We start from the raw sequence: 20,050 nt of genomic DNA, 5'->3' as shown, positions 1-20,050 counted from the left end.
TTAGCCACTGGGGACGGCAACGGTTCGGAAGGATTCGGAGTCGACATAGTCAGCAAAGTCCTAGGAAAAGGAGTTTTCCCACCCCCCGATTGCGTTGCGAGCGGCCAAGTCAAACCAGGTCCGCTCTAGCTCCGAGAGATCGTCGTGTACCTCCTCCCTCAGTTCTGCGACGTAGGCCTCGTCTACACACAGATGCGCAGGTCCGGCTTCGGAAGGTGTTGCGGGGGGTAGATCCACATGGTGGACTTCTCGAAAGTACTCCCGGTCTCGCTCCCACCGCTGTGCAACGGCCTGCACCATATCGGCTGAGAAAAGGCTGCGCGGGGTCATGTCAAGGCGATCCGCAGGCCCCAGAACCTTATGAAACAGTTTCGCAATGTGGTCGGGAGGCACGACTTCCTTCAGGGAGAGCAGGAAGACAATCGAGTTGCGCCCGGCGCGTCGGGAATTGTGCAGGTGCGCGCGCGAAATCGGCGCGAGCCCCGGAGCCCCGACGGCCTCGAAGAAATCCTCGATAAGCCTATTCTCGGAGGTCAGCCGATCATAGCTTCGCACATCTATTCGACCGTGCGGAATGAATGGCGCCACGACCCCCTCGAAACCCTTATCTATGTATCGCGCATATGGACGGAACGTCCGCCCTGTCGATGCAGGTACGCTAGGGTCGTGGATGATCTGGGCATAGAGCGACGTGAGCCAAATTGCAGGCTCGCGCAGGTAGAGGAGGAAGGTGAGCTGAGCGCGCCTCGCGAGCACGTTGAACACTCCTGGACGAAGGTTGCGTGATTCCAGTGACAGGAGCTCGTGCGAGATGATGGCGTGATCCAGGTCCGGTGATTGCAGGAAGTCCTCGAAGATCTTCTGCCAGTCGAACTCACTCGAGCTGACCGGACGAAAGTTATGATAGAGGTAGGCGAGGGCATCCGTCTGCGGAGGAAGGTCTATCCGTCTATCAGATGGAAGATTCGTACCAAAGAACGTCTTATCGAAAGGAAAGAAGAGGCCCTCGGCGCGATGCTGCTGCTCCGTATCCATCAACGCCATCTGGATCGATGTCGTACCTGCTTTCGGAAGCCCAGTGTGGAACGTGATCTTCTTGGCGTCGGTGGAAACAGATGGCGGGGACGCCGGGGCAGAATACCCAGCACTAGCGTTTCGCTGATACGCTTCGTTCTTCTCGGCCACGTACCGGTAGACCTTGTACTCTAGCGGATTGTTCTTCTGGAACACCTCCCGGTAATCGTCGAGCCGCTTCTCGTCGACGCTCCGGTCGCTCACGTTCAAACGGTCGAGCCTAGTAGGAACGAATCTGTTCAGGCGATCGGCGATGATCTCCATCGAGGTAGCTAACGTCTCGGTGGTGCCAATCCAGATGAAGCGGTTTTCGATCAGGTCGATGTAGTTTTCTTCGGTGACGACTTCCGGGAAATGAGACAGCTGGTTCAGCTTCGTGCTGCTGAGATATTCATCGAGCCTCCCTAGACCTTTTCCTTTTCTCTCCATGAAAAAATAGTAAGAGAGCGCTGTATCGAAAGGATCTCTAAGAATGCAAATAAATTGCCTAATGTCGGGATAGAGACTATTTATCGAGAAGCCGGCGTCTCTATTAAAATGCCCGTACACGCAGACCGGCTCATCCACGGAATGCTCGTCTACCATAGGATTTCGAACCGGCAGATCACCCCCTGGTACACGGTAGTTCAACAGTAGCCGGTCCCGAAACCAGTTCCTGAAGACACGTCGCACGGATGTGCCGCCTGTCTTTGGGACGTGGATGAACATGAGTGGCTGCGACGGATCATATGCGATCATAGCGACATACCTAAAGCAGTATAGATGTCAGAAGCTCCAGCCAAATACGTTGATTTCCATTGAATAGGCTTCGGCGACATGATCTCGAAGATCGTTATCGTAGTATTCCCTGTAGGTGATCCCAGAGCCGCGCTCGGTGCGCTTCAGCTGAGGAAGGTCCGCATTTTTGATGTCCAGCTTCCGGCAAATCCGAGCGTAGTCGTCCTGTAAGCGGTCATAGCGGATGTATTCGTTACACACGGGCTGTCCGTCGATAAAATAAAGGTTCGTGTCCCGTCCGAAATTAAGATTAGCTTCGAGACGTTCGTACAGCGTCCGGCGGAACGCGGAAATGACCTCGTTGCGAGGGCGGGATTTCATCTCCGGCTGCGCAAAGTGGAACCAGGAAACCGTCTTGTCCCATGGGTTTCGGATATTGCAGATCTTGGTGTAGCTCTCCCACGTATCCTCGGGGATCAGCTTGCGGATCGCGCGGGCCGGCATGTGGTTGAACCAGGTATGGGCTCGGGCGCCTTGCCCGCGCGCGCCGACGATGCCGTAGTCGCTCTCGTACGGCTCGTGGGAGACGATCTGCCGATCTGGCGGAAGACAATGTTCCTGAAGAGCGACCTCGACCGAAGTACCCGCAGTCTTGACCGTTTTGATGTAGATGAACTTCTTCGCGTGCGACAGGAGCATGGTCTGATCCCTCAGATGTTACAGGCTCACCCCTCCACGCTCACCGGCACGTCCAGCCCGTGGCTCTTGAGCAGGGCGTGGCGGCGGGCGGACTTGTAGTCTTCGGCGACCATCTCGGCGCACATCTCGCGGGCGGTGATCTGCGGCTCCCAGCCGAGCTTGGCCTTGGCGCGGGAGGGGTCGCCGAGCAGGGTCTCGACCTCGGCGGGGCGGAAGTAGCGCGGGTCGATGCGCAGGATCACGTCGCCCGCCTTGAGCATCGGCGCCCGCTCGCCTTTGACCTCGACGACGGTCGCGATCTCGTCGACGCCCGTGCCGGAGAACTCGAGCGTGATGCCGAGCTCGGCGGCGCTCCAGGTGATGAACTCGCGCACCGAGTATTGCTTGCCGGTGGCGATGACGAAATCCTCCGCCCGCTCCTGCTGCAGCATCATCCACTGCATCCGCACGTAGTCCTTCGCGTGGCCCCAGTCGCGCAGGGCGTCGATGTTGCCCATGTAGAGACATGGCTCCAGCCCCATCGCGATATTGGCGAGGCCGCGGGTGATCTTGCGGGTCACGAAGGTCTCGCCGCGGCGCGGGGACTCGTGGTTGAACAGGATCCCGTTGCAGGCATACATCCCGTAGGCCTCGCGGTAATTCACGCAGATCCAGTAGGCGTACATCTTGGCCACCGCGTAAGGGCTGCGCGGGTGGAACGGGGTGGTCTCGGTCTGCGGCACCTCCTGCACCAGCCCGTAGAGCTCGGAGGTGGAGGCCTGGTAGAAGCGGGTCTTCTTCTCGAGGCCGAGGAAGCGGATCGCCTCGAGCAGCCGCAGGGTGCCGATCGCGTCGACGTCGGCGGTGTATTCGGGCGCCTCGAAGCTCACCGCCACGTGGCTCTGGGCGCCGAGGTTGTAGACCTCGTCGGGTTGCACCTCCGACAGGATCCGGGTCAGGTTGGAGCTGTCGGTGAGATCGCCGTAATGGAGCTTGAAGTGCCGCCCGCTCTCGTGGGGGTCCTCGTAGATGTGATCGACCCGCTGCGTGTTGAACTGCGACGCCCGGCGCTTGATGCCGTGCACCTCGTAGCCCTTTTCGAGCAGGAACTCCGCGAGGTAGCTGCCGTCCTGGCCGGTGATGCCGGTGATGAGAGCCTTGCGCGTCATGAAATCTCCTGCGGTAGGGGCCGGAAACGCTGCCCCGTCGCCCGCTTCGAGCACAGGGGTGCGGGGGTGTCAAACTCCGGAAAGCCTCAGCGGCGCGGCAGACGCGACTGAACGCGCCGCTCCCAGCGTTCGCGGAAGGTGAACAACTCCTCGAGGCTCAGTGGCGCAAGGTCTTCCGGCTCGAAACCGGTGGCCCGGGCAGTGTCGACGACCATCTCCTGCGTGAGCGTCTCGCGCACCGGGTACTCCGCCCCGTAAACCTGCTCGAGCATCGCGAACCGGTCCTGCAGCCGGTCGACGAACCCCGAGGACGCGCCCACGGCCATCGGCCTCCGCGCGACGATCACCGGATGATAGCGGAAGCGCGCGCCCTCCTGCCGGGCCCGCGTGAAGAAATCGAGGTCGCCGCAGACCCGGAACTCCTCGCGGTAACCGAACCGCTGCATCCAGTCGCGGGCGATGAAGGTCGCCTGGTGATCGCAGGTGTTGCCCGCCCAGAACTTGTCGGGCGGGCGGAAGCCATGGACCTTGCCGTCCTCGTCCCGCTTCACCCGGCCCGCGAAGATATCCTCTCCCTCGCCGCCGATCTCCCCGGCGACCTCGGCCAGCACCTCCTTGTCTCGGAAGAAATCGCCCGCGTTCAGGAACAGCAGCCAATCGCCGGTGGCCCGGGCGAGGGCGCGGTTCATCGCGTCGTAGATGCCGCCGTCGGGCTCGATCACCAGGCTGTCGATCCAGGGGGCGAAGCGGCGCAGCAGGTCGGAGGTCTCGTCAGTGGAGGCGCCGTCCTGCACGATCAGCTCGTAGTCGGCGCAGGTCTGGGCGAAGACGCTCTGCAGGGTGCGCACCGCCCCGGCGGGGTCGTTGCGCACCACGGTGATGATCGAGAAGGTCGGGCTCATGCGCGCTCCTCGGACCTGGCGGCCTTGTCCTGGGCGATCTCCCGCTCCATCGTTTCGATCAGTTCGGCGTTGCTCAGCGCCTGCCAGGCGCGGCCGGCCGCGAGGTCGGATACCGCGGCGGTTCCGTCCTCTTGCGCCAGGCGACGCTTCAGCCAGGCGCGGGTGGTGCGGGTGAGGTGCAGCTTGGAGAACGGTTGCAGTGCGGCCCTGTAGGCCTCAAGGACATGCTCGGGCGGCAGGCCGAGATGGCGCAGGTTGCGCATCAGGATGATGCTCAGCGCCCGGGCGTGGTGTCCGGGGTCGGCGCCCGACAGCCCCGGCTTGAGACGGTTGTAGACCGTTCCCGCGAGCGCCGCCGACCGGCGCCACTCGCCCCCCTCCAGCGCCGCCAGCCGCAGCTTGAGATCCCAGTCCTCGTAGAGGTGCGAGGCGAGGTGGTAGCCGCCGGCCGCGAAATAACGCGCCCGCGACAGGGTCATGTCGCGCGGGATCTGGGGCGCGCGCGAGGCCATCCGCAGTGCCAGGCCGGAGCCGGCCGCCCCCTCGTAGGCACTGGTGTCGCGCAGCAGCGACGTCTCGGGTAGCACCAGCAGGATATCGCTGAAGGCGATCGCGGTCTCGTCGCCCGCCAGCACCCGCGCCTCCTCGGCGTTCTTGGTGGGCCAGAACAGGTCGTCGCCGTCGAGCTGGGTGAAGAAGTCGGTGTCGAGACGGCGGATCCCGATCTCGCGCGCGGCGGCCGGGCCGACGCGGCTGTCGAGATATTCCACCTGAAGGCTGCTGAAATGCTCGGCCAGCACCGCCAGCCGATCGCGCGAGCCGTCTTTGGACGCGTCGTCCACGACCAGCACCCGGTCGAACGGCAGGGTCTGGGACAGGCACGACAGCACCGCGCCGACGATGGTGTCCTTGTTGTTGTGGCAGGTGATCACCACCCCGTAGCGCTTGCCGTGGCGCAAGGCGGCAGGCGCGGTCTCGGGAGCGAGCTGGCGCAGCGGCGTGTCGTCGCCGGCATGTTCCTCGAGCAGCGCGTGCAGGTCGATCGGGCTCTGTGGCCCGGTGATCGTACGCAGCCAGGGGCTGGTGCGGCCGCGCAGCATCATGTCGCGCAGCTGGATCGTGTTCTTCTGGCCGAGGTCCGAGCCCGCCAGCGGCAGCGTGTAGGGACGGGCGGCGAACTTGTGCAGCTGCTCCGCCCCGAGCCTGTAGGCGGCCTCCAGGCCGAGCGCCGGCTCGAGCACCGCATGGCGGTAGTAGCGCGCATGCCCGGAGAGCGCGGCGAGGTCGTGACTGGTGAGGCTGGCGGTCTTGATCGAGAGGCCGGCGGAACGGCCGAGCCCGGCACGGATGCCGATATTGTGCAGCCCCACGAAGTCCTGCAGCGCCTCGAGCACGCCATCGCGGTCGGCCTGGAAGGCCTCGTGGCAGAACAGGAAGACATTGTCGGGAAAATCGCGCGCGACGGCGAGGGTCTCCTCGGTGAAGACCCGCCACCAGGCACCGTACCACTCCACCGCCTGTCGCGCCGCCGGCAGGTCCCAGTCCATCCGGCCCCGAGCCGTGAGCTCGGCCACGAAGCGGTCACGGTCGTCGGCGTGGAATTCCTCGCCGAAGAAGGAGAACATCCCGAGGCTGGAGTTGATCGTATCGAGCGGATTGCGCTGGCACACGACGACCTTCAGGTCGGGGAAGCGCTTCAGATAGGCTCTGAGCCGGCCCGATCCGCGGATCACCTTGACGAGGCAGGCGTCCGGGCGGCGCTCCCGATCGCTGTCAAGAGGGGCATCGAACAACCCGTCGAGGAACGGGTCGTGCACCGGGTCGGGTCCATCCAGGAACAGCGGCACGGTGCGGTGGGTGTGCAGTCCGAAATGGTGCAGCTGGGCGATGCCGTAGCGGTTGTTGGTGCCGGCGGCGCTCTGGATGTCCCACAGGTAGGGCTCGTAGCGGAAGTTCACCGCCTCCGTCTCGAGCAGCAGCAGCTTGGCGAGTTGCTGGAAGATCAGCGTGGTGCCGGACCGCCCGATGCCGCTGACCAGCAGGCGGCGGGGGGGAGTGGCGTCTTGGGAGCGAGGAGGCACGGGAATGGGGTCTCGGCTTTCTGCTGTCCGGCGGCACCACCGGCCGCGGCAGCGCTCTTTTGGCCGTCCCTAGCAGAGACACCCCCTGCAAGAGAAGAGCGCTCGGACAGGCGGCTTGTGATCCTGCCGGAGGCCTGTAGAACGCCTAAATGTTCCCGATCGTTCTTTTGGCCGCAAATGACCGATAACGCTCACTTCCCGCCCCAATGGCTCGTCTGGGCCCCCGAGACTCCCGCGGCCGACACGGCCCTGGCAGCGCTCGCGCCGGCCGAGGGGCGGGTCCTGCGCGGTCCGTTGCCCGACCAGGAGCAAGTCTCGGGCCCGGAGCCCGTGCTGTTGCTCTATCCCGCGCCGCGCAGTGCCCTCGCGCAGGCGATGAGAGACACAGGCCCCGAGGCAGCGCTCGAGGATTGGCGGCGGAAGACGGTCGCGCTGCTGGAATTGCACCGCCAGGACCGGCGGCGGATCCGGCTGGCGTCGCTCGAGGCGACGGCCGCGCGCCCTGGCGCCCTGGCTCGCCAACTCGGTGGCGCCGATGCCGCGGACGCGCAGCCCGCCGAGCCCGCCGGCACCGCGCCGGACCCGGTGCTGGTGCTGCTGGCCGACCATTTGCTGCGAACTGACGAGGCGCGCGCCCTACTCGAAGAACTCGAGGCCGCGTCCTTGCCCATGCCCGCGCCTGCGGGCGAGGCGGTCGATGCCAAGGCGGTCCATGCCGCCTACAGCGCCTCCTCCAAGGGCGAGGGGCACCGGGAACGGAGCGCCCTGCAGCGCCGAATCGAGACCCTCGAGGCCGATCTCGCCGCGCGGGACCGGCAAATCTCGGCGCTCGACGAGCAGGCGCTGGCGCTGGCCGCCGCCACCGATGCCGACAAGGCCGATCTGCGCCACAAGCAGGAGCGGCTGGATCGACAGCGGCAGGCGCTGGAGAAGACCAAAGCCTCGCTGAAGAAGGCCCGGGAGACGCTGCAGGACCGCGATGCGGAGATCGCCCACCTCCTCGGCTCCCACTCCTACCGTGTCACCGCGCCGCTGCGCCGGCTACGCACGATGCTGAAGCGCCCGGGGTGACGCCGATGCCGTCCCGCCTCGCCCGCCGATGATCCCGACGCCGCTCGACCGCCTGCGCCGTGTCTTCGCGGACCTCGCCCAGGCCGCTCCGGCCGAGATGCTGGTCCACATCGTCGGCACCGGCGCCAGCGACGTGGCCGAGGCGCCCGCCGCCGACGCCGCCCGGGTGCTGATCGTCGAAGCGGATCCCCAGCGGGCTCTCCGCCGGCGGGCGGCCCTCGCCGATGACCAACGCTACACCGTCCACCACGCTGCCGTGTCGGGCGATACCACGCCGCGCCTGTTCCTGCGCACCAACTTTCCGTCGCTCGACAGCCTGCGTCCGGCCTCCCCTGCCCTGCTCGACCGCTTCCCCGGCCTCCGGATCCGCTCGCGCTACCACACGATGCCGCTCGCGCCCGCGACCCTGCCGGGGCTGGCTGCTGCCTCGCCGGAGAGTAGCGGGCTGCGGGTCCTGTGCCTCGAGACGCCGGGCGAGAGCCTCGGGGTGCTGGCCAATCTCGCCGAGACGGGGCTTCTCGAGCGGTTCGAGGCAGTGCTGCTGCGCGACGGGCAGGAGCCGCTCTACGAGGGCGCCGCGGCACTGGCGGATATCCGGGCGCGGCTCGAGGACGAAGGCTACCTTTGCGTGCCCGAACCCGCGCCGGCCGATCCCGACCGCCCCTGGCTCCTCGCCCGCACCAGCCCCGCCGCCCGGTCCCGGGCGCGTCGGCTCGCCGAGTTGCAGCGTGCCCGGGAGCGTGCCCGCACCGAGGCTGCGGCCCGGCGCAAGGCCCTCAACCCGGAAGCGCCCACCCCGGCGACCTTGCGGCTCTTCCATCGTCACCTGCACGACTGGTACGCGGAGCGCGACCTGCCCCGCGTGATCGAGACCAAGTCCCTGCCCCGCTCGGGGCTGCACTTCCTCCAGGCGTGTTTCGCCGCCGTGCTCGGGCCGCGGTTCGAATTCTGCGAGTGGTACAACGAACCCGGCTGCTGCCGGCAGTTTCCCTGCGCGCTCTCCGGTTTCGCCCTTGGGAGCACCGCCCCCGAGGACGCGGTGCTCCGGATGATCAAGTCGCACGATTTCAGCCTCGTCGACCCAGCCTATCCGCCGCCCCCGGGCCTCCACCGGTTGGTGCTGCTGCGCGACCCGCTGATGATCCTGACCTCCTGGTGGGAGCTCGACGAGCTCGAGCGCCACGGCGACCTGCTGCGCGCCGAAGGCATCTATCCCCAGAAGATCTACTACCGCCACGAGTCGGAGGTGCTGCGCCGGGCGCATGCCCTCGTCGAGGCGCAGTTCCGCCCGCTGCCCTCCGGCCACCTCGACGCCTGGCTGGAGAAACGCACGGCCTTCCTGCTCGCCTTCGCCGAGAAATGGGCCCGCGTTCCGGCGCCGCAGACCGACGTGCTCGATTACGACGACCTGCCCGGTTTCGTGTCGCGTTTCTTCGAAGCCCGGAGCGGCGGGCTGTCGGCAGCCGAACGGCAGGCGCTGACGGACCTTTCCGCGGGTCTGCTGGCGGACTTCCGTCCGCGCAAGGATCCGTACCGCGCCCGGACCCGGCAGGTCAGCAAGACCCTGGCGCTCAGCCGGACGCGCTTCGAACAGGCCTGCACGCGGCTGCGCGCGGTCGACACCACCGGCGTGCTGGAACGGTTCTGGACACGGGAGGACCCCGTATGACGGACGCTCCCCCCCTGCGGGGCCACACCGGCGGCAGCTGGGATCGCCAGGCCCACGAAACGCTTTACGGGCACAACCTCAATACCGGGCTGGGCGATTTCATCGTCGAGCAGGTCCGGCCGGCTGATTTCATGGAGTTCGGGTCGGGGCTCTGCGGCCTTGCCAACTACGTTGCCGAGCGGCTGCCCCTCGCCCCGTCCTACTGCATCGAGCCCGAGATCGTTTCGGACGTGCATCCCGACCTCGCGCTGCTGAACGTCGACGTGCTCGCCGCCCCCGCCCCCCGGGTGCTCGACGCTCTGTTCGACATGGTGCTGTCGATCGAGGTGGCCGAGCATGTTCCGCGTGACCGCCACGAAGCGCTGTTCGACTTCCTCGTCTCCCGTGCCGGGCGGCTGATCGTGTTCTCCGCCGCCCGGCCCGGCCAGGGCGGGCACGGCCACGTCTCCGAGCGGCCGGAGCTGGAGTGGCGGCGGGAATTCACCGACCGCGGCTGCCGCTTCGACCCGGCCCTGACGATGCGCGCGCGGACCATGAGCAACCCGCGCAACATCAACCACCGCCGCAACCTCCAGGTCTTCCACGCACCCGAGCGGACACCGGAGCTTCTGGCGCTCGAGCGTTGCGCGCGCCCCTACCTGCAGGACCTGCTGACCCTCGTGACCCGGGCCGGGAGTGGCTTCACCGGCAACCTGTTCCACGTCGATCTCGACGGGGCCTGCGGGGGCCGGCCAGACCATTCGCTGCACTGGAAACGGGAGAACCTGCGCCACCTCGCCGCCCGCGCGGACCATTGCCTCGAGATCGGCTTCGCCGCCGGGCACTCCGCCCTGCTCTGCCTGCTGGCCAATCCCACCTTGCGGATGACCATCGTCGATCCGCTGCAATTCGCCCATGGCAGAGCCTGTTTCGACTACCTCGCCGCGATGTTTCCCGGCCGGCTCGACCTGGTCGAGGGCTATTCGGGCGATGTGCTCCCAACCCTGCCGCGAGGGCAGTACGACCTCGTCCACCTCGATGGCGGCAAGGACAAGACGATCGAGAGCGATCTGAACATGCTGCGGTCGCTGGTGCGGGAGGATCACGTGCTCTGCATCGACGACACCCAGAATCCCGGCCTGAACGCAGTGGTCGAACGCTGGATCGCCGAGGGCCGGCTCGATACCGCCGGCTTCGAGGCACGCATCGCGGCCTCACGACAAAGCCGCTGGACGCACTGCATCGCCCGCTATGGACAGGCTCCGGAGCCGCAGCTCGATGCGATCCTGTCCCGGGTGGGCGCGCAGTATCGCGAGGTCGACCACCCTTCGATCTACACCAACGACGGCGGCAAGCCCGGCCGTGCCCGGGCAGCCTACCTGGTGCAGGCGATGCACGAGGTGGAGGCGCGCGGTCTCGAGGGCGCCTTCGTCGAGGTCGGGGTGGCCGCCGGTCACTCCAGCGTCATCGCGGCCCTTGCCGCCTCCCGACACTTCCCGCGCGATTTCTACCTCTACGACACCTTCAGCGGATTCGCCGGAGATCTGCCCGACGAGGTCGACATGCACGGCGTGTCGATCCGTGACTACGACCTCGCGAAGTACCGCCAGACGCCCTGTACCGCCGCCGCCGTGCGCGCCCGGGTCGAGGCGGCAGGCCAGCCGTCGGAGCGGCTGTTCCTGCTCGAGGGGCCGGCAGAAGAGACGATCCCCCGCCTCGTGCCCCCGAAGATCGCCGTTCTCCGGCTCGATGCCGACCTGTTCGACCCCACCTACGCCGCGCTGCGGCACATGTTCGACCTGGTCGAGCCGGGCGGCTACGTCATCGTCGACGATTACGGCCACTGGAAAGGCTGCGCCGAGGCTGTGGATCGCTTCTTCGCCGAGCGGGGCACGGTCTTTCCGGGCGAGAAGATCGACTATACCTGCTACGGGTGGCGGACATGACCCCCCGCATCCTGACCTTCAGCAACGCCGCCTACGTCCCGGTCACCCGCAACTGGCTCGCGCATCTCGCCACCCTCGGCCTCGCGGAGCAGGCGACGGTGGTGACCCTCGATTCCGGGGCCCGCACCGCTTTCCCGGTCGAGCAGGTGCTGCACCGTCCGGCTCCCGAGCCCGGCCTGGCCGGGCTCTGGAAACACCGGATGGCGGTCTGCCAGGAGATCCTGGAGGCCGGCGAGGCCCTGATCCACTCCGATGCCGACGCGATCTGGCTCGACGATCCCCGGCCCCGGATCGCGGCCTGCGGCAGCGAGATGGTGTTCTCGCAAGGCACCGTCTGGCCGTACGACATCCACGAGCGTCTCCGGCTCGTGCTGTGCTGCGGCTTCTTCTACCTCGCCCCCACCTCCCGGGTACGCACCCTCATGGACCAGGTCCTGCAGCGGCTCGATACGGACGGTGGCGAGGATCAGGAGGCGGTGAACCGGGTGGTCGCCGAGACGATCGGGGGCTGGGACGTGGAGGAGCCCTACGAGATCGCCTTCCGCGACACCACTTTCCGCGCCTCGCGCCGGCCGATCCACGCACGCCCCGACCCGTCTCTGGTCGCGGTCCTGCCCCACCATGCCTTCCCGCGCCGGCTCGAGGAGGTGACGCGGGAGGTCGTGGTCGCCCATCCTTTCTCCGAGAAGACCGGGGCCGGAACCCGCGCGCGCCTCGCCGCGCTGGGGCTTTGGCGCAGCGAGGCTGACGCCCCCGCCCCGCCCACCAACCTCACGCGCGACCGGGTCGAGACCGCCGTGGCGGCGGCAGGCGCCTCCATGGGAGACTTCCTCGAAGATCCGTCGGCCCCGCCCCTTCCCGAGCGACCGGTGCGGGACGTCGAGAAGGCACTCGGGAAGAAGCTCGTGACCGGCGGCCGGTTCGGCGCGACCTTCACGCTCGCGCTCGGAGCGGGGGCCCGGGAGGCGCTGGAGACCGGCCGAGCCCGGCTGCAGATCGGCTCGATGCGCCCGCAGGCCGAGATCGACGGCGTGCGCATCGCCATCGACGACTTCTCCGGGCACGTGCAGATCCTGATCGGCAGTGCCGGCACGGTGATGCTGGGCCGGCTCGGCCAGGTCCGGCTCGACGTGCGGCTCGGCCACCAGGGCGTGCTGCTGATCGGCGATGGAACCACCGTCAACCAGGCCCGGATCATCGCCGTCAATTCCGCCATCCTCGTGGGGCGCGACGGGCTTTGGTCCGACGAGATCCTCGTCCAGGGCTTCGACCAGCACGGCATCGTCGACCTCGCCACCCGCGAGATCATCAACCGCGACCGCAAGAACGTGCTGGTCGGCCGCCATGCCTGGATCGGACGTCGGGCGACGTTGATGCCCGCTACCCGGATCGGACAGGGCGCCATCATTGGAACCGGCGCCGTCGTCACCCGCGACGTCCCCCCCTGCACCGCCGCCGCCGGCTCGCCGGCCCGGGTCCTGCGCGAGGGTGTCAGCTGGTCCCGCTCCTGGCTGGAGTTCGACGCCGCGAGCACCGCCTTCTTCGACGAGGTCGCCCCGCTCGACGACAGCGCCTCCCCGGCAGCCCCCCATCGCTGGCCATTCCCCCGTCCGTCGGGCTAGCTGGCGGCGACAGGGAGGCCGTACATGCGTCATGCGCTCATCACCGGGACTGCCGGGTTCATCGGGTTCCACCTCGCCCGGCGGTTGCTGGCAGAGGGCTGGCGGGTGACCGGGTATGACGGGATGACGGACTATTACGACGTCGCCCTGAAGCGGCGGCGCCACCAGGTGCTGCTGCAGTCGGAGGGCTTCGCCGCCCACGAGGGGATGCTCGAGGACAGCGCCCGCTTCGACGCCGTCGCCGACGCCGCCGCGCCCGACGTGATCGTCCACCTCGCCGCGCAGGCGGGGGTGCGCTACAGCCTGGAGAACCCGCGCGCCTACCTCGAGGCCAACGTCATGGGCACCTTCACCGTGATGGAGGCGGCGCGGCGGCACGGGGTCGCGCACCTGCTGATGGCCTCGACCTCGTCGGTCTACGGCGCCAACACCGAGCTGCCCTACGCCGAGACCCACAAGGCCGACCGCCCGCTCACCATCTACGCCGCCACCAAGAAGGCGAACGAGGCGATGGGCCACGCCTGGGCGCACCTGCACCGGATCCCGGTGACGATGTTCCGCTTCTTCACGGTCTACGGGCCCTGGGGGCGGCCCGACATGGCGCTGTTCAAGTTCACCCGCGGCATCCTCGAGGGCACGCCGATCGACATCTACAACCACGGCGACATGTGGCGCGACTTCACCTACGTCGACGACCTCGTGCGCGGCATCGCGCTGCTGATCGACACGCCGCCGCCGCCGCCCGGGGCGCCCCGCCCCGACATCGCCGGCGACACCCTGTCCGACGCGGCGCCCTGGCGGGTGGTCAACATCGGCAATTCCGAGAGCGTCCGGCTGCTCGACTTCGTCGAGGCCATCGAGGCCGCCACCGGGCGCCGCGCGATCCGCAACCTGATGGACATGCAGCCCGGCGACGTCCCCGCCACCTGGGCCGATTCGACGTTGCTGCGGGCGCTGACGGGGTACGGGCCGGAGACGAAGGTGGCCGAGGGGGTGGCGCAGTTCGTGGGCTGGTACCGCGACTACTACCAGATATAGAGCCTCGCCGAGCGCGCTCCGGGGGCCACGGGAGCGGCATCTTCGCGCGTGCGGCCCACGAGAGCGGTTTCACACCGTCGCCGCACTGGTTAAGACTTCTGCAAGGTTTCTGCCTGGGAGGCACATGATCATGCCGATGCGGATCGCCCTGTTGGGGATGCTGGCGCTGCTCGCCGCCTGCGGGCCGCTGCCGCGCGGGGCGGGGCTGCAGCGCGAGGTGCTCGCGGTCTCCGGGGAGGAGGGCGTGCCGCCCGAGTTCGCCGTCGAGGCGGTGATCCGCGAGAACCTCCCCGTCTTCGCCGACTGGCCCGCCGTGGGCGAGGAGGCGCTGAGCTGGATCCAGCGCGTCGACCAGCCCAACACCCGCATCCTGGCGCCGGGCGACCGGATCTCGGTGACGATCTGGTCGACCGAGGAGAACGGCCTCTTGACCCGCAACGGCGAGCGCTTCACTTCGCTGCCCGAGATGCAGGTCTCGTCGTCGGGCTCGGTGTTCCTGCCCTATATCGGCACCATCCGCGTCTCCGGCATGGCCCCCGAGACGGCGCGGGCGCGCATCGAGGAGCAGTACCTCTCCGTCACCCCCTCGGCGCAGGTGCAGCTCGAGATGGTCGAGGGCCGCGCCAACACCGTGAGCCTCGTCTCCGGCGTGCGCGCGCCCGGCACCTACCCGATGCCCGACCGCGACTTCACCGTGATGAACCTGATCGCCCTCGGCGGCGGCATCCCCGCTGAATTCGAGAACCCCCAGATCCGGCTGCAGCGCGGCACGCGGCTCTACGGCACCTCGGTCCAGCGGCTGCTCGACAACCCGACGCTCGACACCACCCTCGAGGGCGGCGACAAGGTCTTCGTCGAGGAGGACGAGCGCTACTTCCTGTCGCTGGGCTCGGCCGGCTCGGAATCGCTGCACCCGTTCCCCAAGGCCCACGTCACCGCGCTCGACGCGCTGTCGATCATCGGCGGCGTCGACGACGACCGCGCCAATCCCGAGGGCATCCTGGTGCTGCGCACCTACCCCGCCAGCGCCGTGCGCCCCGACCGCAGCGGCCCGGACCACGAGCGCACGGTCTTCACCATCGACCTGACCACCGCCGACGGGTTGTTCTCGGCCGGCCAGTTCGCCATCCGCCCCGGCGACCTGGTCTACGTCACCGAGAGCCCGCTCTCGAACGCGCAGTCGATCATGAACGTGCTCGGCGCGGGGCTCGGCATCGGCCGGCAGGTGCAGATCATCGCCACCACCAACTGAGCGAACGAAGAAGAGGCGCCCCGGGGGGCGCCTCGAAGTCGGGAATGGACGGGGCCGTCAGGCGGCGCTGCGCAGCATCGTCGTCGAGAGCCGCAGGCCGTTGGCGATCAGCCGCTGGCGCAGGCTGGCGGGATCGCTGGAGCGGGCCGGGGCGCTGACCCGCAGCCGCTCGGTGCGCAGCGGCAGCATCGGGTGGACCTGGATCATCATCTCGACGATCGCCTCCACCCGCTGCCCGCCGCACTGCCGGCGCACCTCCGAGAAGCTGGCCGTGACCACCCGGGGAGCGCCGCTGCGGGGCGCGCGTGCCGCTGCCAGGGCGACGGGGGCCCGGAGCAGGTTGTCCCGCTGGGGAACGGGATGGCACGTCTGGAAGGCGTTGGGGGTCTCGATCATCTTCTGTCTCCTGTTCCGGCTCTGGAGGCCGTTTGCTGCTCGAGTGAGGCAATCGGGGGTCGGGTCCGGTTAACCTGTATACAGATACAGCGGAGAAATGTGGCGCGATTGGGGCGGGCTCGGGCCCCAATCCGGCCGGACTCGCGGCGAACCTTGGGCAGGCGCGCCGTACCGGGCCGGCGAGAGAAGCATTTTGTCATGTATTTTTATATAGTTAAACCTGATCTCGGGCGAGAACCGCCGCGTCCGGCGGCCCGGATCAGGAGGTGATTTTTTGCCCTGCATCCGAGAAATTCTTCAGCCACTCCTCCTGGAGACGGTTCTCGATGGCCTCGCCGAACCGAATCCTGACTGCAGCAATCGCTTCGTCCGCCGGCAGATCCCGCTCGATCAGCACCCGCGCGGCGATCATCCCGCTGCGCCCGGCGCCGTACTGGCAGCAGAGCCCGACCGCCCCGCCCTCCGCGAGCCGGCCGTGGACGCGCCCGCCGAGGCTTGCCCAGGTCGCCTCGAAGGCCGGGCCGGGGGTGGAGAAATCCGCGATCGGCGCGGGCGCGAGCTCGATGCCGTGGCGGGCGGCGGCGACGGCGAGGTGGCCGAAGCTGCCCGCGGGCAGTTCCCCCTCCTCCGCCAGCACCACCAGCAGGCCCGCCTCGAAGGCGCGCACGGCGGTCAGCGTCGCGTCGAGGCTTTCCGGGTCGATGTAGGGCGTGCCGTCGATGCCGCTCTCGAGGCCGGGAAAGCCCGTCATCACCAGCCAGCCGCCCCCCGGCGCCGGGATCGAGGCCCGTACCGATGTCACCGGCTCCGGTCCCGTTCGCGGCCCCGCCTCCATGCTCGTCTCGCTCTCGCCCTGCGGCATACCTCGGTCCTCCCTGCTGGACAGGCTGTCGTTACCTATAGTACCTGTATACAGATGAACTCCCGACGAGCGAAGATGAAATGTCCCTGACCTTGCAACGCGCCCGCAGCAGTACCGACATCGCCACGGCGCTCCGCGCCGAGATCTGCGCCGGGCGGGCGGGCGCGCTGCTGCACGAGGGCGAGCTCGCCGAGCGGTTCGGCGTGTCGCGCACCCCGGTGCGCCAGGCGCTGCAGCGGCTGGCCTACGAGCGGATGGTGACGGTGAAGTCCGGGGTCGGCACGATGGTGGTGCGGCTGCAGCCCGAACAGCGCGACGATGACATCGCCGTCGCCGCGGCGCTGCTCGACGCCGCCGCCGCCTGCGCCGGCCCGGCGCCGCTGCCGGCGCGCGCCACGCTCACCTTCGCCGGCTTCGGCGGGATGCTGGACCAGCGCCCGGCGCTCGGGGCCGAGGAATATTTCGAGCTGCGCGCCCGGCTGCTGGCGGCGCTGGTGGAGCTGATCCCCAGCGAGATCCTCGCCGACGCCTACCGCGCCGCGGGCTGGCGGCTGATCCGCTGGCGCATGGCCGCGGTCGCCGAGGACGCCGCCGCCGAGACCGACGCCCTGCGCCGCCTGCTCGACGCCGCCGGCGCCGGCCTCGAGTCCGGCACCGCCGCCGCCCTGTTCACCGCCCTCGCCCGGGCCGAACGCGCCGGCTGAGGGGGTCGGGGGGCCGGGCTGAAGCCCGACCTACGGACAATCCCCGCCGGCCCCTCACATCACCATGAACGGCGACCGGCCGATCGAGACATAGGCCTCGAACCCGCCCTTCTCGGCGTCGCCCGCCGAGTAGATGTTGCGCAGGTCGGCCATCCGGGGCCGCGCCATCGCGCCCGACAGCCGGCCGAGGTCGAGGCCGCGGAACTCGTTCCACTCGGTGAGGATCACCAGCAGGTCGGCACCCTCGGCGGCGGCATAGGGGTCGTCCTGCCAGGTCACGCCGGGCAGCATCTGCTCGCCCTCGTGGCGGCCCTGGGGATCGACCACCCGCACCTTCGCGCCGCCGCCCACCAGGGCGGGCACGATGGTCAGCGCCGGGGCGTCGCGCATGTCGTCGGTGTTGGGCTTGAAGGTCACGCCGAGCACCGTGACCGTGCGGCCGTTGAAGCTGCCGCCGCAGAGGTCGAGCAGCTTGTCGATCATCCGCCGCTTCACCTCCTCGTTCACCTTGATCACGGTCTCGGTGATCTGCATCGGCGCGGCGAACTCCTGGCCGATGCGGGCCAGCGCCTTGGTGTCCTTGGGGAAGCACGAGCCGCCGTAGCCCGGCCCGGCATGGAGGAACTTGTTGCCGATGCGCCCGTCGAGGCCCATGCCCCGGCTCACTTCCTTCACGTCCGCGCCGACCTTCTCGCAGAGCGCGGCGATCTCGTTGATGAAGGTGATCTTGACGGCCAGGAACGCGTTGGCGGCGTACTTGATCATCTCCGCGCTCTCGAGGTCGGTGGTGATGATCGGGAATTCGCGCAGGAACAGCGGGCGGTAGATCTCGGCCATCACCTCGGCGGCGCGGTCGGACTGCACCCCCACGACCACCCGGTCGGGGCGCATGAAATCGTCGATCGCCGCGCCCTCGCGCAGGAATTCGGGGTTGGAGGCGACGTCGAAGGCGAGATCGGGATTGGCGGCGCGGATGGTCTCGGCGACCTTGCGGTTGGTGCCGACCGGCACCGTCGACTTGGTGACCACCACCACGTAATCCGTCGCCGTCTTCGCGATCTCCTCGGCGGCGGCCATCACGAAGGACAGGTCGGCATGCCCGTCGCCGCGCCGGGTCGGGGTGCCCACGGCGATGAACACCGCCTCGGCGCCCGCGAGCGCCTCCTCGAGATCGAGCGTGAACGACAGCCGCCCGGCAGCGACGTTCCTGGCCATCAGCTCGTCGAGGCCCGGCTCGTAGATCGGCACCTCGCCGTTGTTGAGCCGCTCGATCTTGCGCGGGTCCTTGTCAACGCAGACCACGTCATGGCCGAAATCCGAGAAACAGACCCCGGAGACGAGGCCCACATAGCCCGTTCCGATCATCGCGATACGCATGAAAACATCTCCTGCCGGCTGGTTCGGCCCTCTTTTCGCGATCCGTCGCGCCGGCGCAAGGGGCGTGCGATGGACGGCGGCGCGATGCCGCGTTAGCACAACGGCCACCGAGGCGAGGGGAGAGCGGCATGGCACCGAAATTCGGCACGAGCGGGCTGCGCGGCCTCGTGGTGGAGATGACCGACGCGCTGGTGGCCGACCACGTCACCGCGTTTCTCGCGGCCTGCGACACCGGCGGCCGGGTCTGCGTCGGGCGCGACCTGCGGCCCTCCTCGCCCGCCATCGCCGCCACCGTCGTCGCCGCCCTGCGCGCCGCCGGGGCCACCGCCATCGAGTGCGGCGCCCTGCCGACCCCGGCACTGGCGCTCGCCGCCCAGGCCCACGGCGCGGGCGCGGTGATGGTCACCGGCAGCCACATCCCGGCCGACCGCAACGGGCTCAAGTTCTACACCCGCGCCGGCGAGATCACCAAGGCCGACGAGGCCGCCATCACCGCCGCCCTTGGCACCGCGCCCGAGGGCGCTTCGGGTGAATCAGAGACGGATCCGGAGGCCGCCGCCCGCTTCGGCGCGCGCTACGTCACCGCCTATCGCGGCGCGCTCGCCGGGCGGCGCGTCGGGGTCTACAGCCACTCCGCCGTCGGGCGCGACCTGCTCGCCGGGGTGCTGTCGGGCTGCGGCGCCGAGGTGGTGGAGCTCGCCCGCTCCGAGGACTTCATCCCCGTCGACACCGAGGCCGTCGACCCCGCCACCCGCACCCGCCTCGCCGCCTGGGCCGCCGAGCACCGGCTCGACGCCATCGCCTCCACCGACGGCGACAGCGACCGCCCGATGCTCACCGACGAGACCGGCCGGGTGATCCCCGGCGACGTGCTCGGCCAGATCACCGCCGCCGCGCTCGAGGCGTCGGTGGTGGTGACGCCGATCTCGTCCAATTCGGGGGTGACGGCGAAGGGCTTCGGCGAAGTGATCCACACCCGCATCGGCTCGCCCTACGTGATCGCCGCGATGGAAGACGCCGGCGGCGACGTGGCCGGCTACGAGGCCAACGGCGGCTTCCTGCTCGGCTTCCCCGCCCAGGGCTCCGCCGGCCCCCTGCCCCCGCTCGCCACCCGCGACGCGTTCCTGCCGATCCTCGCCCCCCTCGCCGCCGCCGGCACCGCCGGGCTCGCCGCCCTCGTCGCCGCCGAGCCGCCCCGCTTCACCGCCGCCGACCGGCTCCAGGGCATCCCCACCGAGCGCTCCCGGGCCGCGATAGAGACGCTCCGCGCCGACCCCGCCGCCCGCGCCGCCTTCCTCGCCTTTGCCGGGGAAGAGACCGGCCTCGACGAGACCGACGGCCTGCGCATGACCCTCGCCGACACCACGATCCTCCACCTGCGCCCCTCCGGCAACGCCCCCGAATGCCGCCTCTACGTCGAGGCCGACAGCCAGGACCGCGCCGAGGCGCTCCTCGCCGAGGGCCTGGAGCGGCTCGGGACGTTGTTGGGGTAGATCCGGAGGTGGTGGCGGTG

Annotated in this window: 16 protein-coding genes; 8 read left to right on the top strand and 8 right to left on the bottom strand. The window is 68.8% G+C overall.

What is annotated here, in order from left to right; translation table 11 throughout:
- Positions 1–60: 60 nt before the first annotated feature.
- From OG2516_RS18670 to OG2516_RS19220, 5 genes are all read right to left on the bottom strand, one after another.
- Positions 61–1,641, bottom strand: a complete 1,581-nt coding sequence (locus tag OG2516_RS18670) for a hypothetical protein (RefSeq protein ID WP_156799455.1) — start codon at positions 1,639–1,641, stop codon at positions 61–63.
- 198 nt (positions 1,642–1,839) lie between these two features.
- Positions 1,840–2,490 (bottom strand): hypothetical protein, encoded by a 651-nt coding sequence (locus OG2516_RS18665; RefSeq protein ID WP_007257281.1) that lies wholly within the window; start codon positions 2,488–2,490, stop codon positions 1,840–1,842.
- 26 nt (positions 2,491–2,516) lie between these two features.
- Entirely contained in the window at positions 2,517–3,638 is a 1,122-nt protein-coding gene (gmd, locus tag OG2516_RS18660) for a GDP-mannose 4,6-dehydratase (protein ID WP_007257280.1), read from the bottom strand.
- 86 nt (positions 3,639–3,724) lie between these two features.
- On the bottom strand, positions 3,725–4,540 hold the full coding sequence (locus OG2516_RS19225; RefSeq protein WP_007257279.1) for a glycosyltransferase family 2 protein: 816 nt from the start codon (positions 4,538–4,540) through the stop codon (positions 3,725–3,727).
- Positions 4,537–6,621 carry a glycosyltransferase gene (locus tag OG2516_RS19220; protein WP_007257278.1) on the bottom strand — a complete coding sequence of 695 codons (2,085 nt, stop codon included), beginning with the start codon at positions 6,619–6,621 and terminating at the stop codon, positions 4,537–4,539. Before OG2516_RS19220 ends, OG2516_RS19225 begins: the two co-directional genes overlap by 4 nt.
- A 117-nt stretch (positions 6,622–6,738) precedes the next feature.
- Here OG2516_RS19220 and OG2516_RS18645 point away from each other — a divergent pair, with 117 nt between their 5' ends.
- The 6 genes from OG2516_RS18645 (at position 6,739) to OG2516_RS18620 (ending at position 15,198) form a co-directional block, all read left to right on the top strand.
- Positions 6,739–7,692, top strand: a complete 954-nt coding sequence (locus OG2516_RS18645) for a hypothetical protein (protein WP_156799454.1) — start codon at positions 6,739–6,741, stop codon at positions 7,690–7,692.
- Positions 7,693–7,720: 28 nt separating this feature from the next.
- Positions 7,721–9,361, top strand: a complete 1,641-nt coding sequence (locus tag OG2516_RS20500) for a hypothetical protein (protein ID WP_007257276.1) — start codon at positions 7,721–7,723, stop codon at positions 9,359–9,361.
- Positions 9,358–11,286: a class I SAM-dependent methyltransferase gene (locus tag OG2516_RS18635; RefSeq protein ID WP_007257275.1), complete on the top strand. Its 1,929-nt coding sequence runs from the start codon at positions 9,358–9,360 to the stop codon at positions 11,284–11,286. The genes OG2516_RS20500 and OG2516_RS18635 overlap by 4 nt, the downstream gene beginning before the upstream one ends.
- The gene (locus tag OG2516_RS18630) at positions 11,283–12,908 is read left to right on the top strand and encodes a putative nucleotide-diphospho-sugar transferase (protein WP_156799453.1); all 1,626 of its coding nucleotides are present in this window, start codon (positions 11,283–11,285) and stop codon (positions 12,906–12,908) included. Before OG2516_RS18635 ends, OG2516_RS18630 begins: the two co-directional genes overlap by 4 nt.
- A 24-nt stretch (positions 12,909–12,932) precedes the next feature.
- Entirely contained in the window at positions 12,933–13,946 is a 1,014-nt protein-coding gene (locus OG2516_RS18625) for an NAD-dependent epimerase/dehydratase family protein (protein WP_007257273.1), read from the top strand.
- Positions 13,947–14,076: 130 nt separating this feature from the next.
- Positions 14,077–15,198 (top strand): polysaccharide biosynthesis/export family protein, encoded by a 1,122-nt coding sequence (locus OG2516_RS18620; protein ID WP_245544345.1) that lies wholly within the window; start codon positions 14,077–14,079, stop codon positions 15,196–15,198.
- A gap of 57 nt (positions 15,199–15,255) precedes the next feature.
- Here the strand turns inward: OG2516_RS18620 and OG2516_RS18615 are convergent, their stop codons facing one another.
- Together OG2516_RS18615 and OG2516_RS19215 are read right to left on the bottom strand one after the other, a co-directional pair.
- Positions 15,256–15,594 carry a hypothetical protein gene (locus OG2516_RS18615; RefSeq protein ID WP_007257271.1) on the bottom strand — a complete coding sequence of 113 codons (339 nt, stop codon included), beginning with the start codon at positions 15,592–15,594 and terminating at the stop codon, positions 15,256–15,258.
- Between the two features lie 259 nt (positions 15,595–15,853).
- Positions 15,854–16,396, bottom strand: a complete 543-nt coding sequence (locus OG2516_RS19215) for a protein-tyrosine phosphatase family protein (protein ID WP_156799452.1) — start codon at positions 16,394–16,396, stop codon at positions 15,854–15,856.
- Positions 16,397–16,536: 140 nt separating this feature from the next.
- Here OG2516_RS19215 and OG2516_RS19210 point away from each other — a divergent pair, with 140 nt between their 5' ends.
- Complete coding sequence (locus OG2516_RS19210) at positions 16,537–17,160, top strand: GntR family transcriptional regulator (RefSeq protein ID WP_007257269.1); 624 nt, start codon at positions 16,537–16,539, stop codon at positions 17,158–17,160.
- 54 nt (positions 17,161–17,214) lie between these two features.
- On the opposite strand, the gene OG2516_RS18600 is transcribed toward OG2516_RS19210, so the two are convergent.
- Positions 17,215–18,537, bottom strand: a complete 1,323-nt coding sequence (locus tag OG2516_RS18600) for a UDP-glucose dehydrogenase family protein (RefSeq protein ID WP_007257268.1) — start codon at positions 18,535–18,537, stop codon at positions 17,215–17,217.
- 128 nt (positions 18,538–18,665) lie between these two features.
- Here OG2516_RS18600 and OG2516_RS18595 point away from each other — a divergent pair, with 128 nt between their 5' ends.
- Positions 18,666–20,030, top strand: a complete 1,365-nt coding sequence (locus tag OG2516_RS18595) for a phosphomannomutase (protein ID WP_007257267.1) — start codon at positions 18,666–18,668, stop codon at positions 20,028–20,030.
- The last annotated feature ends 20 nt before the right edge of the window (positions 20,031–20,050 follow it).

It is taken from the genome of Oceanicola granulosus HTCC2516 (assembly GCF_000153305.1).
GTDB classification, from domain to species: Bacteria; Pseudomonadota; Alphaproteobacteria; order Rhodobacterales; family Rhodobacteraceae; genus Oceanicola; species Oceanicola granulosus.
Note: the sequence above shows the minus strand (reverse complement) of the source record. Positions and strands in the feature narration are given on the sequence as shown.